The organism is Halomonas sp. KM007, from assembly GCF_050709225.1.
Classification (GTDB): Bacteria; Pseudomonadota; Gammaproteobacteria; order Pseudomonadales; family Halomonadaceae; genus Vreelandella; species Vreelandella hamiltonii.
The window spans coordinates 3263294-3279367 of the sequence record NZ_CP136131.1 but is presented as its reverse complement, the minus strand read 5'-3'; the positions used below and the strand labels follow the sequence as shown (position 1 = coordinate 3279367).

The 16074-nt window shown below is 58.3% G+C and carries 13 protein-coding genes and 2 rRNA genes; 6 read left to right on the top strand and 9 right to left on the bottom strand.

What is annotated here, in order from left to right:
• Nucleotides 1-21: 21 nt before the first annotated feature.
• The 4 genes from bktB to RVM27_RS15545 are packed head-to-tail and all read right to left on the bottom strand — an operon-like array spanning nt 22 to nt 5195.
• Nucleotides 22-1206, bottom strand: coding sequence for a beta-ketothiolase BktB (gene bktB, locus RVM27_RS15560; RefSeq protein ID WP_498956942.1), 1185 nt, complete (start codon nt 1204-1206; stop codon nt 22-24).
• A gap of 36 nt (nt 1207-1242) precedes the next feature.
• A complete protein-coding gene (locus tag RVM27_RS15555; RefSeq protein ID WP_058577838.1) occupies nt 1243-2385 on the bottom strand; it encodes an acyl-CoA dehydrogenase family protein in 1143 nt (380 codons plus the stop codon).
• Nucleotides 2385-3959 carry a fatty acyl-CoA synthetase gene (locus RVM27_RS15550; RefSeq protein ID WP_475312045.1) on the bottom strand — a complete coding sequence of 525 codons (1575 nt, stop codon included), beginning with the start codon at nt 3957-3959 and terminating at the stop codon, nt 2385-2387. The genes RVM27_RS15555 and RVM27_RS15550 overlap by 1 nt, the downstream gene beginning before the upstream one ends.
• A gap of 6 nt (nt 3960-3965) precedes the next feature.
• Nucleotides 3966-5195, bottom strand: a complete 1230-nt coding sequence (locus RVM27_RS15545; RefSeq protein WP_475312046.1) for an ABC transporter substrate-binding protein — start codon at nt 5193-5195, stop codon at nt 3966-3968.
• A gap of 254 nt (nt 5196-5449) precedes the next feature.
• On the opposite strand from RVM27_RS15545, the gene RVM27_RS15540 reads away from it, so the two are divergent.
• Both RVM27_RS15540 and RVM27_RS15535 read left to right on the top strand, forming a co-directional pair.
• Nucleotides 5450-6310: a TatD family hydrolase gene (locus RVM27_RS15540; protein WP_100731697.1), complete on the top strand. Its 861-nt coding sequence runs from the start codon at nt 5450-5452 to the stop codon at nt 6308-6310.
• A gap of 14 nt (nt 6311-6324) precedes the next feature.
• The gene (locus tag RVM27_RS15535) at nt 6325-6804 is read left to right on the top strand and encodes a hypothetical protein (RefSeq protein ID WP_016914304.1); all 480 of its coding nucleotides are present in this window, start codon (nt 6325-6327) and stop codon (nt 6802-6804) included.
• Here the strand turns inward: RVM27_RS15535 and RVM27_RS15530 are convergent.
• Nucleotides 6801-7382: an elongation factor P hydroxylase gene (locus RVM27_RS15530; protein ID WP_287805009.1), complete on the bottom strand. Its 582-nt coding sequence runs from the start codon at nt 7380-7382 to the stop codon at nt 6801-6803. The two genes, RVM27_RS15535 and RVM27_RS15530, sit on opposite strands and share 4 nt — an antisense overlap.
• A gap of 137 nt (nt 7383-7519) precedes the next feature.
• Between RVM27_RS15530 and RVM27_RS15525 the strand changes: the two genes are divergently transcribed.
• From RVM27_RS15525 to RVM27_RS15515, 3 genes are all read left to right on the top strand, one after another.
• Nucleotides 7520-8938 carry an MATE family efflux transporter gene (locus RVM27_RS15525; RefSeq protein WP_498956941.1) on the top strand — a complete coding sequence of 473 codons (1419 nt, stop codon included), beginning with the start codon at nt 7520-7522 and terminating at the stop codon, nt 8936-8938.
• Between the two features lie 4 nt (nt 8939-8942).
• Nucleotides 8943-9956, top strand: a complete 1014-nt coding sequence (locus RVM27_RS15520; RefSeq protein ID WP_498941639.1) for a DUF3080 family protein — start codon at nt 8943-8945, stop codon at nt 9954-9956.
• Nucleotides 9957-10068: 112 nt separating this feature from the next.
• Entirely contained in the window at nt 10069-10788 is a 720-nt protein-coding gene (locus RVM27_RS15515; protein WP_498956940.1) for a hypothetical protein, read from the top strand.
• A gap of 60 nt (nt 10789-10848) precedes the next feature.
• Here the strand turns inward: RVM27_RS15515 and tusA are convergent, their stop codons facing one another.
• Nucleotides 10849-11100: a sulfurtransferase TusA gene (tusA, locus tag RVM27_RS15510; RefSeq protein ID WP_039179343.1), complete on the bottom strand. Its 252-nt coding sequence runs from the start codon at nt 11098-11100 to the stop codon at nt 10849-10851.
• Between the two features lie 28 nt (nt 11101-11128).
• On the opposite strand from tusA, the gene RVM27_RS15505 reads away from it, so the two are divergent.
• Nucleotides 11129-11416 carry an antibiotic biosynthesis monooxygenase family protein gene (locus tag RVM27_RS15505; protein WP_016914310.1) on the top strand — a complete coding sequence of 96 codons (288 nt, stop codon included), beginning with the start codon at nt 11129-11131 and terminating at the stop codon, nt 11414-11416.
• A 25-nt stretch (nt 11417-11441) separates the two neighbouring features.
• Here the strand turns inward: RVM27_RS15505 and rlmM are convergent, their stop codons facing one another.
• The 3 genes from rlmM to RVM27_RS15490 form a co-directional block, all read right to left on the bottom strand.
• Nucleotides 11442-12509, bottom strand: a complete 1068-nt coding sequence (gene rlmM, locus RVM27_RS15500) for a 23S rRNA (cytidine(2498)-2'-O)-methyltransferase RlmM (RefSeq protein ID WP_287805019.1) — start codon at nt 12507-12509, stop codon at nt 11442-11444.
• A 307-nt stretch (nt 12510-12816) separates the two neighbouring features.
• Nucleotides 12817-12932, bottom strand: a 5S ribosomal RNA gene (rrf, locus tag RVM27_RS15495).
• A gap of 133 nt (nt 12933-13065) precedes the next feature.
• A 23S ribosomal RNA gene (locus RVM27_RS15490) occupies nt 13066-15959 on the bottom strand.
• Nucleotides 15960-16074: the final 115 nt, after the last annotated feature.

The following is a 16074-nucleotide window of genomic DNA, read 5'->3' as shown; positions in this document are numbered from 1 at the left end:
TTGTTGGATGTCTGGGGCAACTTAACGCTCGATCAGTAGCGCGATACCTTGCCCGCCACCAATGCAGAGTGTAATCAGTCCAAAGCGCCCCTGAATGCGCTCCAGCTCATGCAGCGCTTTAAGGATCAAAATGGCGCCGGTGGCCCCCACCGGATGCCCAAGAGCGACCGCACCGCCATTGGGGTTGAGCTTTTCCAGCGGAAAATCGAGCGTGCTGGCCACCGCCATGGCCTGGGCCGCAAAGGCTTCATTGGATTCGATCACATCGATATCGTGGATGGTCAATCCAGCCTGCTGCAAACAACGCTTGACGGCAGGAATGGGGCCCAACCCCATCAGCGATGGTTCCACGCCCGCCGTGGTGGCCACCCGCAACCGCGCACGCACGGTGAGCCCGCGCTCCCGGGCCTCTTCAGCATGGGCCAGTACGAGGGTGGCGGCGCCATCGTTGATCCCTGAGGCATTGCCTGCGGTCACGACCCCTTCATGCTTGAAAGCCGGTTTCAGCCGGGCCAGGTCACTAAGCACCACTTCTTCCCGGACATGCTCATCACGGGTAAAGGTCAGCGTCTGCTTGCCCCGGGTCACCTCTACCGGCACGATCTGCTCATCGAAGCGGCCTTCCGATAGTGCCCGCGCTGCTTTTTGATGGCTCTCGAGGGCGAATTGATCCAACTGCTCGCGGCTGAAACCGTACTGCTGCGCGATATTTTCAGCGGTGATTCCCATGTGACCACTGCCGAACGGGTCACTCAACACGCCAAGCGTCAAATCCTCGATGCGGGTGTCCCCCATTCGAATACCGTGGCGCGCCTGCGGGGCCAACACGTAGGCTCCGCGAGACATGCTTTCGGCACCGCCCGCCAAAGCGAGGCGACTGTCGCCCAGGACAATCTGCTGAGCCGCAGACACCACCGCCTGGACGCCAGAGCCGCACAGGCGATTAACATTGAAGGCACCGGCCTCTTTGGGAACGCCTGCACTGAGTGCGATGTGGCGGGCCAGATAGGCATCCTGCGGGCCAGTAGTGATGATATGGCCGTAAACCGAATGATCGATGTCGGCGCCCTCCACCCCGGCCCGGCGCAGGGCTTCCACGGCGGTGATGGTGCCTAACTCATGGGGGGCGAAGGCGGATAGCGAACCGCCAAACCCTCCAATGGCGGTGCGCGCGCCCCCTACAATCACCACGCTATCCAACTGCATATAGACTCCTTGTCGACCGTTTTTTGGACCTCTTGCTCAAGAGGCTTTGCCCAGCAGCGAGCGCGCAATCACTTCTTTCATGATCTCGGAGCTGCCGGCATAAATGGTTTGTACCCGAGCATCGAGATAGAAGCGCGAAATGGGGTACTCATGAGTGTAGCCATAGCCACCAAACAGCTGCAGACAGCGATCCACCGCATGACACTGCAGTTCGCTCAGCTGTAATTTAAGAATCGCCGCCTCGGTGCTGCTCATGCTGCCTTGCCGATACCGCTCCATGCACTGCTCGAAGTACGCCCGGGCCATGTCAAGCTGGGCTTTGAGCTGCGCCAGAGTAAAGCGAGTGTTTTGAAAATCGGCAATCCGCTGGCCGAAGGCTTCCCGCTGGGTGACGTATTCGAGGGTTAGCGCTAGCGCCCCTTCTATCGCCCCCAGGGCCTGGGCGCCCACCCCCAAACGCTCACGAGGCAGCTCTTGCATGAGGTAACGAAACCCTTCGCCCTCGTTGCCCAATAGCGCGTCTGCGGGCAACTTCAACTGATCAAAGGCCAGCTCCGCAGTGTCGCTGGCATGCTGGCCAATTTTCTTGATCGGTTTACCTCGGGAAAAGCCGGGCAGCGACGTTTCCACTAAAAATAGCGAGACCCCTTTGGCGCCGGCACAGGGATCGGTTTTCGCGCACACGATCACCAGATCGGCCACCTGACCATTGGTGATGAACAGCTTGCCACCGTTGAGCAACCAGCCATCCTCTACCCGCGTGGCGCGGGTTTTCATCGCAGCCAAATCACTCCCGGCGTGGGGTTCGCTCATGGCAATGGCCCCCAGGCTCTCCCCCAAGGCCATGCGCGGCAGCCACTTTTCCTTCTGCTCAGGTGTCCCCAGCTTCTGGACATACGGCATGACAATATTGGCGTGGATGTTGTAAGCACTGGCGAGGCCACCAAAGCCCTGACGAGACATCTCTTCGAGCACCCTTTGCGTGATGGCGATATCGGCCTCTGAGCCACCGTACGCTTCTGCCAGGTCAATACCCAACAGCCCTGCCGCCCCCAGCGCCAGCCACAGGGAGCGTGGTATTTCCCCCGCCTCCTCCCACTGCTGGTAAAAAGGCGCTACTTCCTGTGCTAAACAGCGGGTAATCATGGGCTGAAAGAGCCCCAGCTCCTGGTCGTCCATCATGACTCTCCCAGCGCCTGGCGCAGATGGCGCTTGAGAATTTTACCTGCCGTGCTCTTGGGCAGTGCGTCGGCAAACATCACCCGCTTGGGTACCTTGTAAGGGGCAATCAGGCCCTTGGCGTGTCGAATCAGCTCCGCTTCACTGGCGCTTTGCCCCTCCTTGAGCACCACCACCGCGGTAATCGCCTCGATCCATTTGTCATCGGGGAGCCCCACGACCGCCACCTCTGAAACCGCCGTGTGCTTGAACAGCACCTCTTCCACTTCTCGACTGGCGACCAGCACACCGCCGGTATTGATCACGTCCTTGATACGGTCGACGATGTACAAATAGCCCGCTTCATCGACATACCCCACGTCTCCAGAGTGGAACCAGCCTCCCTGAAATGCCTCCGCGGTCATCTCGGGTTTGTCCCAGTAGCCCAGCATGAGCTGCGGAGAACGATGGACGATTTCCCCATGCTCTCCAGGTGGAACATCGTTGCCCTCCAGATCGACGATGCGCGTTTCGACCGTGAGAATCGGTCGTCCAGCAGAGGCCGGCCGTTCGGCATGCTCTTCTGGTCGCAAAACAGTCGCCAGGGGCGCTATTTCGCTCTGTCCGTAGCAGTTGTACAGGCCGACACCATGAAAGCGCTGCTGCATCTCTTCGAGTACCGGCACCGGCATGATGGAGGCACCGTAATAGGCTTTTCTGAGGCTCGAGAGATCGTACTGATCGAAGTGAGGGTGCCGTAACAGACTGATCCACACGGTAGGAGGAGCAAAAAAAGAGCTGATCTGGTGCTGTGAAATGGTAGCCAGGCAGCTTTCCGGCAGGGGGGCCTCCAGCAGAATGACGGGCGCTCCCAGCAGTAGCGCAGGCATCAGAAACACGTGCATTTGCGCTGAGTGGTACAAGGGCAGCGCTGCCAGCACGGCGTCATCTGCCTGGATATCCAACTCCACCATGCACGCCATGTATTCGGCCATGAGCGCTTGATGGCTCATGATGGCAGCCTTGGGCGCTGCCGTGGTACCAGAGGTATATAGCAACTGGGCAACGCTGGCCCCCTCCAGCGCAACGTCTGGCTCATGGGCAGCATGAGCCTGAGAAGCATGGAGCCCGTGGGTACACGCCAGTACGTCGAAGGCGTCTTCTTGAAGCGATGCCCCCTCCGCCTGCAGGGTACCGTTGACGACCAGCGACAGCCCCGCGACGGCAGCGCGAACCTTGTCACCTAGCACCGCGTCACTCAGTACCCCTTTTGCGCCCGACTGCTCCAGAATGTAGCGAAGCTCGTCACTGCTCAGCGCAAAATTGACAGGGACGTGAATCAGGCCCGCCTTGCTACAGGCCAGCCACGCGATCACATAGGCATCCGAGTTTTTACCGTATACTGCCAAGCGATCGCCCGGCGCCAGCCCTGCTTCCAGCAGCGCATTTGCCACCTGGTTGGCCGCGTTATTGAGCTCTTGATAACTCCACGTACGCTCGCCGAACGTCAAGGCCCGCTTCTGGGCATGCTTGCGCGCGCTGCGGTTAAGCGCAGCGCCAATCGTATTGCGATGAATGTTATCTACAGACGTCATGGCTGTTTAACCCTTTACGAGTGGGCAGACACTTTCAGACAGTGGCCGGAACGCTTCCTCGGCAGGAATGGTGCGGACCACCCGGAACAAGTCGTCTTCATCTACTGACTTTGCTGGGGTTTTGACTTCCACGAGGTACATGTCGTGGACCATACGGCCGTCTTCGCGGATATAGCCGTTCTGGGCAAAGATATCGTTGATAGGCGTGTCGGCCATCTGCTGACGCACCGTCTGGGTATCGTCTGTCCCGGTGGCAGCGATGGCGTCCAGGTAGTGGCGAGTGCTGGAGTAGAGGCCAGCATGCACCATGGTAGGCATGCTGCCCGTACGCTCCCGGAAGCGTTCTGCCCAGGCGCGGGTTTCCTCGTTCAAGTCGTAATACCAAGCTTTAGTGAACTGCAGCCCTTGGGCATTTTCCAGCCCGATACTGCGCACATCGGTACTGAACAGCACCATTCCCGCCAGGATTTGCCCGGCCTGGGTAATACCAAACTCCCCCGCCGTCTGAACCGCGTTGATGGTGTCCCCGCCCGCGTTATTCAGCGCAATGACGTCAGCACCAGAGGCCTGCGCCTGTAACATGAACGATGAAAAGTCGTTATTGGGGAATGGATGACGCGCACGCCCTACGATGGCGCCACCGTTTTCAGTGACCACGCGCTCGACGTCTGCTTCCAACGCATGACCAAAAGAGTAGTCGGCACTCAACAAGTACCAGTTTTTGTAGCCTTCTTCGGTAATGGCTTTGGCGGTACCATTCGACATCGCCCAGGTGTCATAGACCCAGTGAATATGATTCGCAGAGCAGTGTTCGTTGGTCACGCCGGAGGAGACGGCACCATTCACCAGCCCCAGCTTGTCGGCCTCCTGCAGCAGACTGACGGCCGCCAACGTGACCGATGATGCCACCAGGCCCGTGACCATATCGACGTTGCGCTCATCGATCCATTCACGCACCACGCTGGAGCCCACGTCAGGGCTGTTACGATCATCGGCACTGAACACCACGATATCCGCACCGTTGACACTGCCACCAACATCCTCAATCGCCATCTGAATGGCATCGAGCCCCAGAGGACCGATAGGATCGCGGTACACACCTGACATATCGGCCAGATAGCCAATGCGGATTTCGTTATCAGAAATCCCTTCATGGGCGGCGACAAACGGAACGAAGCCTGCAGCAACCACCGCAGAGGCTAACGCAGACAGGGTGAAACGACGTGATAACGGCATGAGGGTACCTCGCTATTGTTGTTATTGAGGTGAAAATCACAACGCTGGTGTTGCGCCTTCACTCATTGAATCACGAGCATGGCGGTGACTCATTTTCATGGTAAGAGCAAACAGGCCTGCACTGTTTACCTATTGAGCCAGTTTTTTTGCAATTCGTGCCATTTGCAGTGTGATCCTTGCCACGTTCATGGCGGCTTGCGTTGGCGAGCCAAGCGGCTCCAGCGTTACAATGGGGCCACTGGCCCACAGGAGAGATGACCACATTGGCGACTCAGCAAGCACACGACGCGTTACCTGAAGCGCTACAGTTTCGCCCCAGCACACCGCTGGTCGACATTGGCGCCAACCTGACCCATGAGAGCTTTCAGCGCGACTTGAGCGACGTGATCGCCAGAGCCCGAGCCGCCAACGTGACCAGAATGATCGTCACGGGAACGGATGTCGCCCACGCCAGGCAGGCCGTCGAGATGGCTCGGCAGTTTGCTGGGCTGTATGCCACTGCGGGGGTGCATCCCCATGATGCCAGCGGCTGGAGCGAAGACGTGGCCCAGGCGCTGGGCAATCTCTATACACTGCCCGAGGTGGTCGCGGTCGGTGAGTGCGGGCTCGACTTCAACCGCAACTTTTCCACACCGCAGGAGCAGGAGCGCGCCTTTGAAGCGCAGTTGGCCCTGGCGGCGGCATCCGGGCTACCGCTGTTTCTTCATGAGCGTGATGCAGGCCAGCGCATGCGTGAGATCCTGCATCACTGGCGCGACGATATCAGCCACGCGGTGATCCACTGCTTCACCGCAGACCGTGAAACGCTGCGGGGCTATCTGGAGCTGGACCTGCACATCGGCTTGACGGGATGGATCTGTGATGAGCGGCGCGGGCATCACCTGCGTGACCTGGTGCGCGAGATCCCGCTGGATCGATTGATGGTCGAAACCGACTGCCCTTACTTGCTGCCCCGTAATTTGCCCGCCAAGCTGAAAGGCAGACGCCATGAGCCTGCCCTGCTGCCCTGGATCGTGCAGGAAATTGCTCGTTGGCATCAGGTGAGTGACACTGAACTCGCGGCGGCGACCACCCGTACCGCCCTGCAATTTTTCCGTATCGACACGGATACCTAGAAGGAACGACAACCATGGCCGACTACCCCGGTTTTATTGCCATAGAGATAGGTGAAGACAATGGCTTGCCGCTGTCGATTGCATGGTCACTGCCCGATGGGCGCATCAAGCAGACCTTGATCCAGCCGGATGACAGCTGGATTACCGAAGACAGCAATGTCATGGGGGCTTACAGCATCGAAGAGCTGGAGAGTCTGGGGGTCAGCCCGCTGGATGTGATCCGCGAGCTGGAGAACGACCATTTCTCGGCCACGCTGTACACCAGCGACAACGGCGAAGATGAGGCCGCCCTTGCCCGCTTGTTCGACACCTACGGACTGGACCCTTTTGTGGAGCTGGCACCCGCACAAGTGCTGTATGAAACCCTCAGCTCAAGCGAATGGCACCGCCTGCGCAGTGATACCTTCAACGACCTGGGCCTAGAACCCATGCGCCCCGAGCACGAAATCGAGGTCATGCTGACCCTGCATCAGCAGTTGTCCGAGGCTGACTAACCCACTTTCATCAGAGCATCGTCCAGCAGGCGGTGCCCCTGCCGAATCGCCTGCTCCAGCGTGTCCTGGTGCTGATAGTAGCGCGCCAATGCCGTCCGAAACGCATTGGCGCGCAGGGGCAGTCCCTCTTGCCGATAGCGCTCGGCCCTCGCTGCCACGCGTCTTGCGAAAGCCTCCCGGTCCACCTCGCCCGCGCCGCCCAGATTGTCCACACTGACATGGAACGTACGGCCACACGCCTGGGTAAACAGTTGCTCCAACGCCTGAGGGGACACTTCGGCCTGTTCGAATGCCTGTTGCTGTTCCGCCGTGCGCCCGTCCGGGTAATACCAGTAGCCATAATCTTCCCACTGGCGGCGTTTTGCGCCTGCGATGCACCAGTGGCTGATCTCATGTAACGCACTGGCAAAATAGCCTCGTGCAAAGATCACCTGATGGTAAGGCGTCTGCTCACTCATCGGGCGGTAAAGCGGCTCATCGCCACCGCGAATCAGCCGAGTCTGATAGTGGTCTGCAAACACCCCATCAAACAGCGCAGTAATATCGTCGAGCGTCCAGCACTCTTGCGGGTCAGTCACACCGTTATCTCATTCATGAACGTTGCACTAGTATAACGAGGGACCCATCCCTGGCTAAAGAGGAGAGCGCAAGGTATAGCGACTCCTGCTACTCTATCGCCTTTTCCTGGGTCTCTTTGCTAAATAGGAACCATACCTTGGGCGGCTTCACTAGCGATATCAAGAAAATTTACTGGCCTGAAACACGCACACTCATGGCCCTGGCGCTGCCTATCTGTGGTGCACAGCTTGCTCAGGCAGGCATGAGCGTTGTCGATGTGATGATGACCGGGCGACATGACGCCACGTCGCTGGCGGCGGTGTCGGTAGGCTCCAGCCTGTGGATGCCCCTGATGCTGTTCATGACCGGCACGCTGATGGGGCTGACGCCCATCGTGGCTCAACTGCTGGGAGGGCAACGCAACGGCGCCATTCGTCCCGCCGTACATCAGGCGCTCTGGGTGGCCCTGGCGCTGGGCTTGTTGGCCGCCCTGCTGCTGCGTACGGCCGTCATGCCGATCTTCGAGCTGATGAACGTGCCACCGGCAGTGGCCAGCGAGTCGGCTGCTTACCTGAGCGCGGTGGCCTTCGGCATGCCAGGTATCGCGCTATTTCAGGCATTGAGAGCGTTTTCGGATGGCATGAACCATACCCGGCCAGCCTTGTGGATCAGCCTGATTGGCCTGGCCGTCAATATTCCCAGCAACTATGTACTGATCTACGGGGGTGATGGGCTGGTCAGCCTGTTCGGCGCCGCGCTGCCGGATACGCTGCAGCAGCTACCCGCGCTGGGCGCCTTTGGCTGTGGCATTGCCACGGCCTTCTCCATGTGGACCATGACCATTGCCATGGCACTCTACACACGCCGTGGCACGGTATACCACAGCGTTTCCTTGTGGCATGGCGCCACCTGGCCACAGTGGTCAGGCGTGCGTGAGCTGCTCGTGGTCGGGGTGCCCATCGGCGTCGCGATTTTTGTCGAAGTGACGCTGTTCACGCTGATCGCCCTGTTCATTGCCAGCCTTGGTGAAGTGACCGTGGGGGCTCACCAGATCGCGCTGAGCTACACCTCGATCCTGTTCATGTTGCCCATGTCACTGAGCATGGCACTGACGGTGCGTGTCGGTAATACGCTGGGGCAGCAGCGCCTTTCCCTGGCCCGCAAGGTTGCCTGGAACGGTGTCGTGATCAGCGTGATCGTCGCCGCGTTCAACAGCACGCTGCTCTGGTTCACTGCCGCACCGGTCATCAGCCTGTATACCTCCAATAGCGACATTCAGGCCCTGGCGCTCACGATCATCGCTCTGGCGGTCATCTTTCAGCTGTCGGACTCGCTGCAAGTGAATCTGGCCGGCGCGCTGCGAGGCTACAAGGATACCCGCATCGTCATGGTGATCACCGTTCTTTCCTACTGGATCGTCGGGCTGGGGGGCGGTCATTGGCTGGGAACCTATGGCATGGGGGGTGAGTCACAGCCGCTGGGGGTACACGGCTATTGGATCGGCCTGATTGCAGGGCTCACGACAGCGGCCATCTTGCTGGCTTGGCGATTACATCGAATCAGTCAACGGGAGTGACCCCATGCGGCCTTCAAGTTTCTACCGCTCATGCCTCGTGATGCCCGTCGTCATGTCGGCCAGCTTGGTGCTGGCTGGCTGCGGCGACAACAGCGCGGACGAGGCCTGGGCGGCCTACCAGCGCTCGACTGCCGAGGAGCTCGGCATTTCCGCTCCTGAACGCCACCAGCCCCGTAACATAGGCGCCTTTCCCGACCGACGCCAGCGCGTGATCGAGCTGCCGGAGATACGCGAAGGCATGCTCAATATCTATGCGTTACGCGAGTGTCAGATCACCTCCCTGATTGCTGCCAGAAACAACCAGCTAGGCCGTGTCGCACCGCCCAGCCAGCAATGGATCTACGAGCGCACGCTGTGGCAACGCCTGGATCACTGCTGGAACAGCGATATTCCTGAACGGCTCGGTGACGATGACGCCCATCGCCTGGCACAGCTGACCCAGCTCAAAACCGAGCAGCTGCCCTTTGCAACCTGGAACGCCATCTTTGCCTCGGAAGAGTGGGAGAAGAGTTTCGCTCGCGCCAGTCACCCTCTGCACACGCTCCCCGATCAAGTCTGGGCAGAACAGCGGGCAGCACTGGATTATCTTGAGCAGATGATTACCCAGCAGTTCAATCAGGCCTGGCAACACGACTCCTCGACCCTGGAAAACCATCTCAAAACGCTCCAGCAGCGTCCGCTGACTGCCGAAGTGCTGCGCGCCTTGCTGCTGGCTGAGCAGCGCCTGAACGAGCTAAACGCGGCTATCGCGCAGGCCGAACCAGACGCAGGGAGCACCTGCTGGTCAGAAGCCCTGCCTGACTGGGTAGACCAGCTGGAGCAACGCGCAGAGCAGTGGCTGGTGTCGGTGAATAGCCTTTTCGATACCCATGCCGTCAGCCCACCGCCAGCGGTGTCTGACTACCAGCAGACCTGGCTCGACATGCAGAACCCGGAGGCCCCCTGGCAGCAGTTTCAACGGGCTCTGGCGCATCATCGCCAGTTGGCGCTTACCCTGGCGCCCTGCACACAGCATTAAATATGCTCGTCATGCTTAACCTTCCAGAAAAGGTGTGCTATTGGTGAAGGTAGCGGCAGATGAAAATCACTGTCTGCCAATGTCGTGACCACGCAGTACAAGGAGGGACACCATGGGCTCACCCCTGTCAACTCGCTCTGCCCAGGTCATCGACCTGGATACCGTGCGTCAGCGTCAGCAGGCGCGAAAATATCTCGTTCGTCTGGCTCCGGAGCTGGACGGACTGGAAATGGTTTACCAGCTCGCTGCGAGTCCCGACACCTACCCCGACACCTACTATGGTCTCCCCATTCTGGCCTGGGGCTTGAGAGAAGATGGCAGCATCACCGGGCTGGTACCCTGGATGGAGTCTCTGGCGGCCTGCCATGAGCTGGACAGCGAGGAAAGCGGTTGCTTCGTCGGTTACCGTGACCCCGAAACCGATGAAGTCTTCGATGTTCCCCCCGACCACAAGTACGACGAACTGGTCGCGGCGGCAGGCTATTTCGAGTATGAGGCGTCCGGTGAAGTGACGCTGATCCAGCAACTTCCCGATACCCTGGGAACCCATGCCTTGTGCATGAATCGGCCCAATGCCCCCTGGCACATGAAGCCGGTCTACGGGTGGCGCCTGTACAGCGACGGCAGCGTAGACGCACTGCTGGCTGACGAGCAAAAAGCCACTCTGATGCCGATCCTGCTGGGTGATAACTGCCTGTATGACGCCCATTCGCGCCATCACACCGTCTATTTTTTCCAACGCCACATCGCTAATCGCATCCTCGAAGAGGACCCGGCTACGCTTGAGGCCCTGGCCATGATGGTGGTCTCCGACAGCAACGAGCGCTCTTGAAGCCATCCCGGCAAGGCATTGCACCATGGTCGATGCATGCCTTGCCAGGACTCCCCAGTATCACGCCAAACGGATAAAGTAGACGTAGTGGTCGTCAGAGCCCTGCTGCTCGATAAGCTCGTGCCCCAGGAATTGACAAAACTTGGGGACATCGCGCGTCGTCGCAGGGTCCGTCGCCACGACCTTAAGCACCTGGCCCGACGCCATGTCACGCACCTTGTTGTGCATCAGCATGATGGGCTCTGGACAGTACAGCCCAGTGGTGTCCAATTCGGCATCGAAAGCACTGGGGGCTTGTGTAGGATCAGTCATCGACTCTCTCGGTTAGGAAACAGACACTATGATAAAAGTCATCATTGAACGACGCATCATGCCCGGCCTGGAAGATGAATACGAGCAGGCCGCACGCGAAGCCATGCGCGTATCATTGGGCATTCGTGGCTTCGTTGGTGGTGAAACGCTGGTAGAGCGCGGCCACACCGACCGTCGGCTGATGATCACCAAATGGCGTGACCTGCGCGCCTGGAAAGAGTGGCACGCCAGCGAGGCGCGCGCCATGGCCATGCAGCGCATTCTGCCTCTTCTCACCGAAGATGAAGCCATTCGTATCTATGAGCCGGGGTACTAGACGAGCGTTCAGCCAGTCAAGCTTCTCAGTGTAGCAACCTGACATGCACCGTCACCTCTTCCCGGTCATGGTAGAGATGACGGCAGCTTATTTTAGCGCTTACCCCGGCTGACGCCAACGAGGCTTCCAGCGTCGTCAGGCAGCGCGTCACTTCGTCCCAGCGTTTCTTCATGGGCAGCTTCAAGTTGAAGATAGCTTCACGACACCATTTACGTGTCAACCAACGCTCTACCATGGCCAATACCCGCACAGGCTTGTCCACGATGTCGCACACCAGCCAATCCAGACGCTGAGGGGGCTCCCAGGTAAAGCCATCTTCACGCAGGTGGTCGATCTGACCAGTCGCCATCAGGGCTTTGTCCATCGGTCCGTTATCGATGGCATATACGTACATGCCCCGCTGCACCAGCTGCCATGTCCAGCCTCCTGGCGCCGCCCCCAGGTCCGCTGCCTGCATGTGCTCCGCCAGGCGAGTATCCCACTGATCGCGTGGAATGAATTCGTGCCAAGCCTCTTCCAGTTTCAGCGTCGAGCGGCTTGGCGCACGGGAGGGAAAGCGTAGCCGCCGGATTCCGTTCAACAGTTCGCTACGATTGTCAGGGAAGCTCATGCCAAGCTGCACACGGTCTCCGTCCGTCCAGAAAATATGCAGCCGCCTTCCGCCAGCCTTGCCTCGCAGCGCCCCACGCTTTTTCAGCGTGTTTTGCAGCGGGCGAGTGAGCGCCTTGATCAACCCCGACAGCGCTTTGCCATCGTTGGTATCCGGTGTTTCGTGCCAAATCTCTTCAAAGCTCCAACGGCTGGCTTTGACCTGATCGAGAATGGCGCTCAGACGATCCTCACGGGACAGCACCAAGGGCGGCAGGGCTGCCAGACTCTGCCTGGCAAAGATGAGATGCTGGAAAGCTGCCTGGCGGTGCAGATCATTGATCGCCTCACCATCCTGCCGCGTCAAGCTGACCCATCCGGCCCCATGGGCTGGTTCGCAGTTCACCCCCTGCTGTTTGGCATGGTGCTGCATTTCCGCCAACGTATCGCCCTCGAAACCGGGTCGACAATAGACCAGCCACGCCGTGGGTATCGTGTCACTCACCTTTCACCTCTCTGTAAACATGGAGCCGTCACTGCCCTCTCGAAAACACATGATAACATCGCAGCGAAGCAACAACGGCTCCCCAAGGCAGCCTATCAACGCATACCCCCCACAGCCTGAGCCATGAAGGTTTTGCGCAAGTGCCAAACGCAAAAAGCCCCGAACACAGTGTGCTCGGGGCTTTCTACGGAATAAGTGCCTGACGATGTTCGGGCCGGCCACCCGGCGGGCGGCGCTCCGCTACTCTTCAGGGGGAGACCCCCAAAAAGCAAAACCCCGACCATAAGGCCGGGGTTTCGTAATAAGTGCCTGACGATGACCTACTCTCACATGGGGAGACCCCACACTACCATCGGCGCTAAGCGGTTTCACTTCTGAGTTCGGCATGGGATCAGGTGGTTCACGCTCGCTATGGTCGTCAGGCGTAACAGGTAATGCATATCATGCTGAGTATTCGTTGACGTGTATTGTGATCGTCTCTTGTCAGCAAGCGCCTTGGCTCACTGCTGCGTATCCGGTTTTCGTTATCATCACGACCAGACCCCTTGGGTGTTATAGGGTCAAGCCTCACGGGCCATTAGTACACGTTAGCTCAACGCCTTGCAGCGCTTCCACACCGTGCCTATCCACCAGCTGGTCTCGCTGGGCCCTTCAGGAGGCTCTAGGCCTCAGGGATGTCTCATCTTGAAGGGGGCTTCCCGCTTAGATGCTTTCAGCGGTTATCCCGTCCGACCATAGCTACCCGGCAATGCCACTGGCGTGACAACCGGAACACCAGAGGGTCGTCCACTCCGGTCCTCTCGTACTAGGAGCAGCTCTTCTCAAACATCCAACGCCCACGGCAGATAGGGACCGAACTGTCTCACGACGTTCTAAACCCAGCTCGCGTACCACTTTAAATGGCGAACAGCCATACCCTTGGGACCGACTTCAGCCCCAGGATGTGATGAGCCGACATCGAGGTGCCAAACACCGCCGTCGATGTGAACTCTTGGGCGGTATCAGCCTGTTATCCCCGGAGTACCTTTTATCCGTTGAGCGATGGCCCTTCCATACAGAACCACCGGATCACTAGAACCTGCTTTCGCACCTGCTCGACGTGTCTGTCTCGCAGTCAAGCACCCTTATGCTCTTGCACTCATTGCACGATGTCCGACCGTGCTGAGGGTACCTTCGTGCTCCTCCGTTACGCTTTGGGAGGAGACCGCCCCAGTCAAACTACCCACCACACACTGTCCTCGATCCGGATCACGGACCTGAGTGAGAACGCCAATGATGCCAGGCTGGTATTTCAAGGTTGGCTCCCCTCGAACTGGCGTCCGAGGTTCAAAGCCTCCCAGCTATCCTACACAGGCAACATCAGCGTCCAGTGTGAAGCTATAGTAAAGGTTCACGGGGTCTTTCCGTCTAGCCGCGGGTACACCGCATCTTCACGGCGATTTCAATTTCACTGAGTCTCGGGTGGAGACAGCGTGGCCATCATTACGCCATTCGTGCAGGTCGGAACTTACCCGACAAGGAATTTCGCTACCTTAGGACCGTTATAGTTACGGCCGCCGTTTACCGGGGCTTCGATCAAGAGCTTCGGACGAATCCTAACACCATCACTTAACCTTCCGGCACCGGGCAGGCGTCACACCCTATACGTCCTCTTGCGAGTTGGCAGAGTGCTGTGTTTTTACTAAACAGTTGCAGCCACCTGGTATCTTCGACCGGTTCGGGCTTGGAGAGCAAGTCTCGTCACCCTACGCCGGCGTGCCTTCTCCCGAAGTTACGGCACCATTTTGCCTAGTTCCTTCACCCGAGTTCTCTCAAGCGCCTTGGGATTCTCACCCTGACCACCTGTGTCGGTTTGGGGTACGGTCGCACATGATCTGAAGCTTAGAGGCTTTTCCTGGAAGCGTGGCATCAATGACTTCCGGACCGTGGTCCGTTCGTTTCGTGTCTCGGCCTGGGAGGGTCCCGGATTTACCTGAGACCCCAGCCTACTCACTTTCACCAGGACAACCAACGCCTGGCTCACCTAGCCTTCTCCGTCCCCCCATCGCAATCATGTCCGGTACGGGAATATTGACCCGTTTCCCATCGACTACGCCTTTCGGCCTCGCCTTAGGGGCCGACTCACTCTGCTCCGATTAGCGTCGAACAGAAACCCTTGGTCTTCCGGCGAGGGAGTTTTTCACTCCCTTTATCGTTACTCATGTCAGCATTCGCACTCGTGATACCTCCAGCATGCTTCTCAACACACCTTCATCGGCTTACACGACGCTCCTCTACCGCTCATCCGTAAGGATGAACCCGTAGCTTCGGTACCTGGTTTAGCCCCGTTACATCTTCCGCGCAGGCCGACTCGACTAGTGAGCTATTACGCTTTCTTTAAAGGATGGCTGCTTCTAAGCCAACCTCCTAGCTGTCTGAGCCTTCCCACATCGTTTCCCACTTAACCAGGATTTGGGGACCTTAGCTGACGGTCTGGGTTGTTTCCCTTTTCACGACGGACGTTAGCACCCGCCGTGTGTCTCCCACGCTGGCACTCACCGGTATTCGGAGTTTGCCTCGGGTTGGTAAGTCGGGATGACCCCCTAGCCGAAACAGTGCTCTACCCCCGGCGGTGATACGTGAGGCGCTACCTAAATAGCTTTCGAGGAGAACCAGCTATCTCCGAGCTTGATTAGCCTTTCACTCCGATCCACAAGTCATCCAAATCTTTTTCAACAGATCCTGGTTCGGGCCTCCAGTTGATGTTACTCAACCTTCACCCTGCTCATGGATAGATCGCTCGGTTTCGGGTCTATATCCAGCGACTGTGTCGCCCAGTTAAGACTCGGTTTCCCTACGGCTCCCCTATACGGTTAACCTCGCCACTGAATATAAGTCGCTGACCCATTATACAAAAGGTACGCAGTCACAGAACAAGTCTGCTCCTACTGCTTGTACGCACACGGTTTCAGGATCTATTTCACTCCCCTCTCCGGGGTTCTTTTCGCCTTTCCCTCACGGTACTGGTTCACTATCGGTCAGCCAGGAGTATTTAGCCTTGGAGGATGGTCCCCCCGTCTTCAGTCAAGGTTTCTCGTGCCCCGACCTACTCGATTTCACGTGATCAGATTTTCGACTACGGGGCTATCACCCGCTATGGCCAGACTTCCCAGTCTGTTCGTCTAATCTTTCACACGCTTAAGGGCTGGTCCCCGTTCGCTCGCCGCTACTGGGGGAATCTCGGTTGATTTCTTTTCCTCAGGGTACTTAGATGTTTCAGTTCCCCTGGTTCGCCTCTTACGCCTATGTATTCAGCGCAAGATACTCATCTTGTGATGAGTGGGTTTCCCCATTCAGAGATGTCCGGGTCACAGGTCGTTTGCCACCTCACCGAACCTTATCGCAGGCTACCACGTCTTTCATCGCCTCTGGCTGCCTAGGCATCCACCGTGTGCGCTTCATTGCTTGACCCTATAACCCGAAGGAGTCTGGGGTTCGCAATGATAACGATTGCCGGATACGCTTGAGACGTATCACAATACAATTTACGTAAGAACGTTTTAAAAAACGTTCTTGTCAGCATGAT

Bases quoted from the DNA above. Each gene is read 5' to 3' on its own strand.
- RVM27_RS15555 (WP_058577838.1), bottom strand. From the start codon at position 2,385: ATGGACGACCAGGAGCTGGGGCTCTTTCAGCCCATGATTACCCGCTGT.
- RVM27_RS15520 (WP_498941639.1), top strand. From the start codon at position 8,943: ATGCGGCCTTCAAGTTTCTACCGCTCATGCCTCGTGATGCCCGTCGTC.
- bktB (WP_498956942.1), bottom strand. From the start codon at position 1,206: ATGCAGTTGGATAGCGTGGTGATTGTAGGGGGCGCGCGCACCGCCATT.
- RVM27_RS15545 (WP_475312046.1), bottom strand. From the start codon at position 5,195: ATGCCGTTATCACGTCGTTTCACCCTGTCTGCGTTAGCCTCTGCGGTG.
- RVM27_RS15515 (WP_498956940.1), top strand. From the start codon at position 10,069: ATGGGCTCACCCCTGTCAACTCGCTCTGCCCAGGTCATCGACCTGGAT.
- RVM27_RS15535 (WP_016914304.1), top strand. From the start codon at position 6,325: ATGGCCGACTACCCCGGTTTTATTGCCATAGAGATAGGTGAAGACAAT.
- RVM27_RS15550 (WP_475312045.1), bottom strand. From the start codon at position 3,959: ATGACGTCTGTAGATAACATTCATCGCAATACGATTGGCGCTGCGCTT.
- tusA (WP_039179343.1), bottom strand. From the start codon at position 11,100: ATGACTGATCCTACACAAGCCCCCAGTGCTTTCGATGCCGAATTGGAC.
- RVM27_RS15505 (WP_016914310.1), top strand. From the start codon at position 11,129: ATGATAAAAGTCATCATTGAACGACGCATCATGCCCGGCCTGGAAGAT.
- RVM27_RS15540 (WP_100731697.1), top strand. From the start codon at position 5,450: ATGACCACATTGGCGACTCAGCAAGCACACGACGCGTTACCTGAAGCG.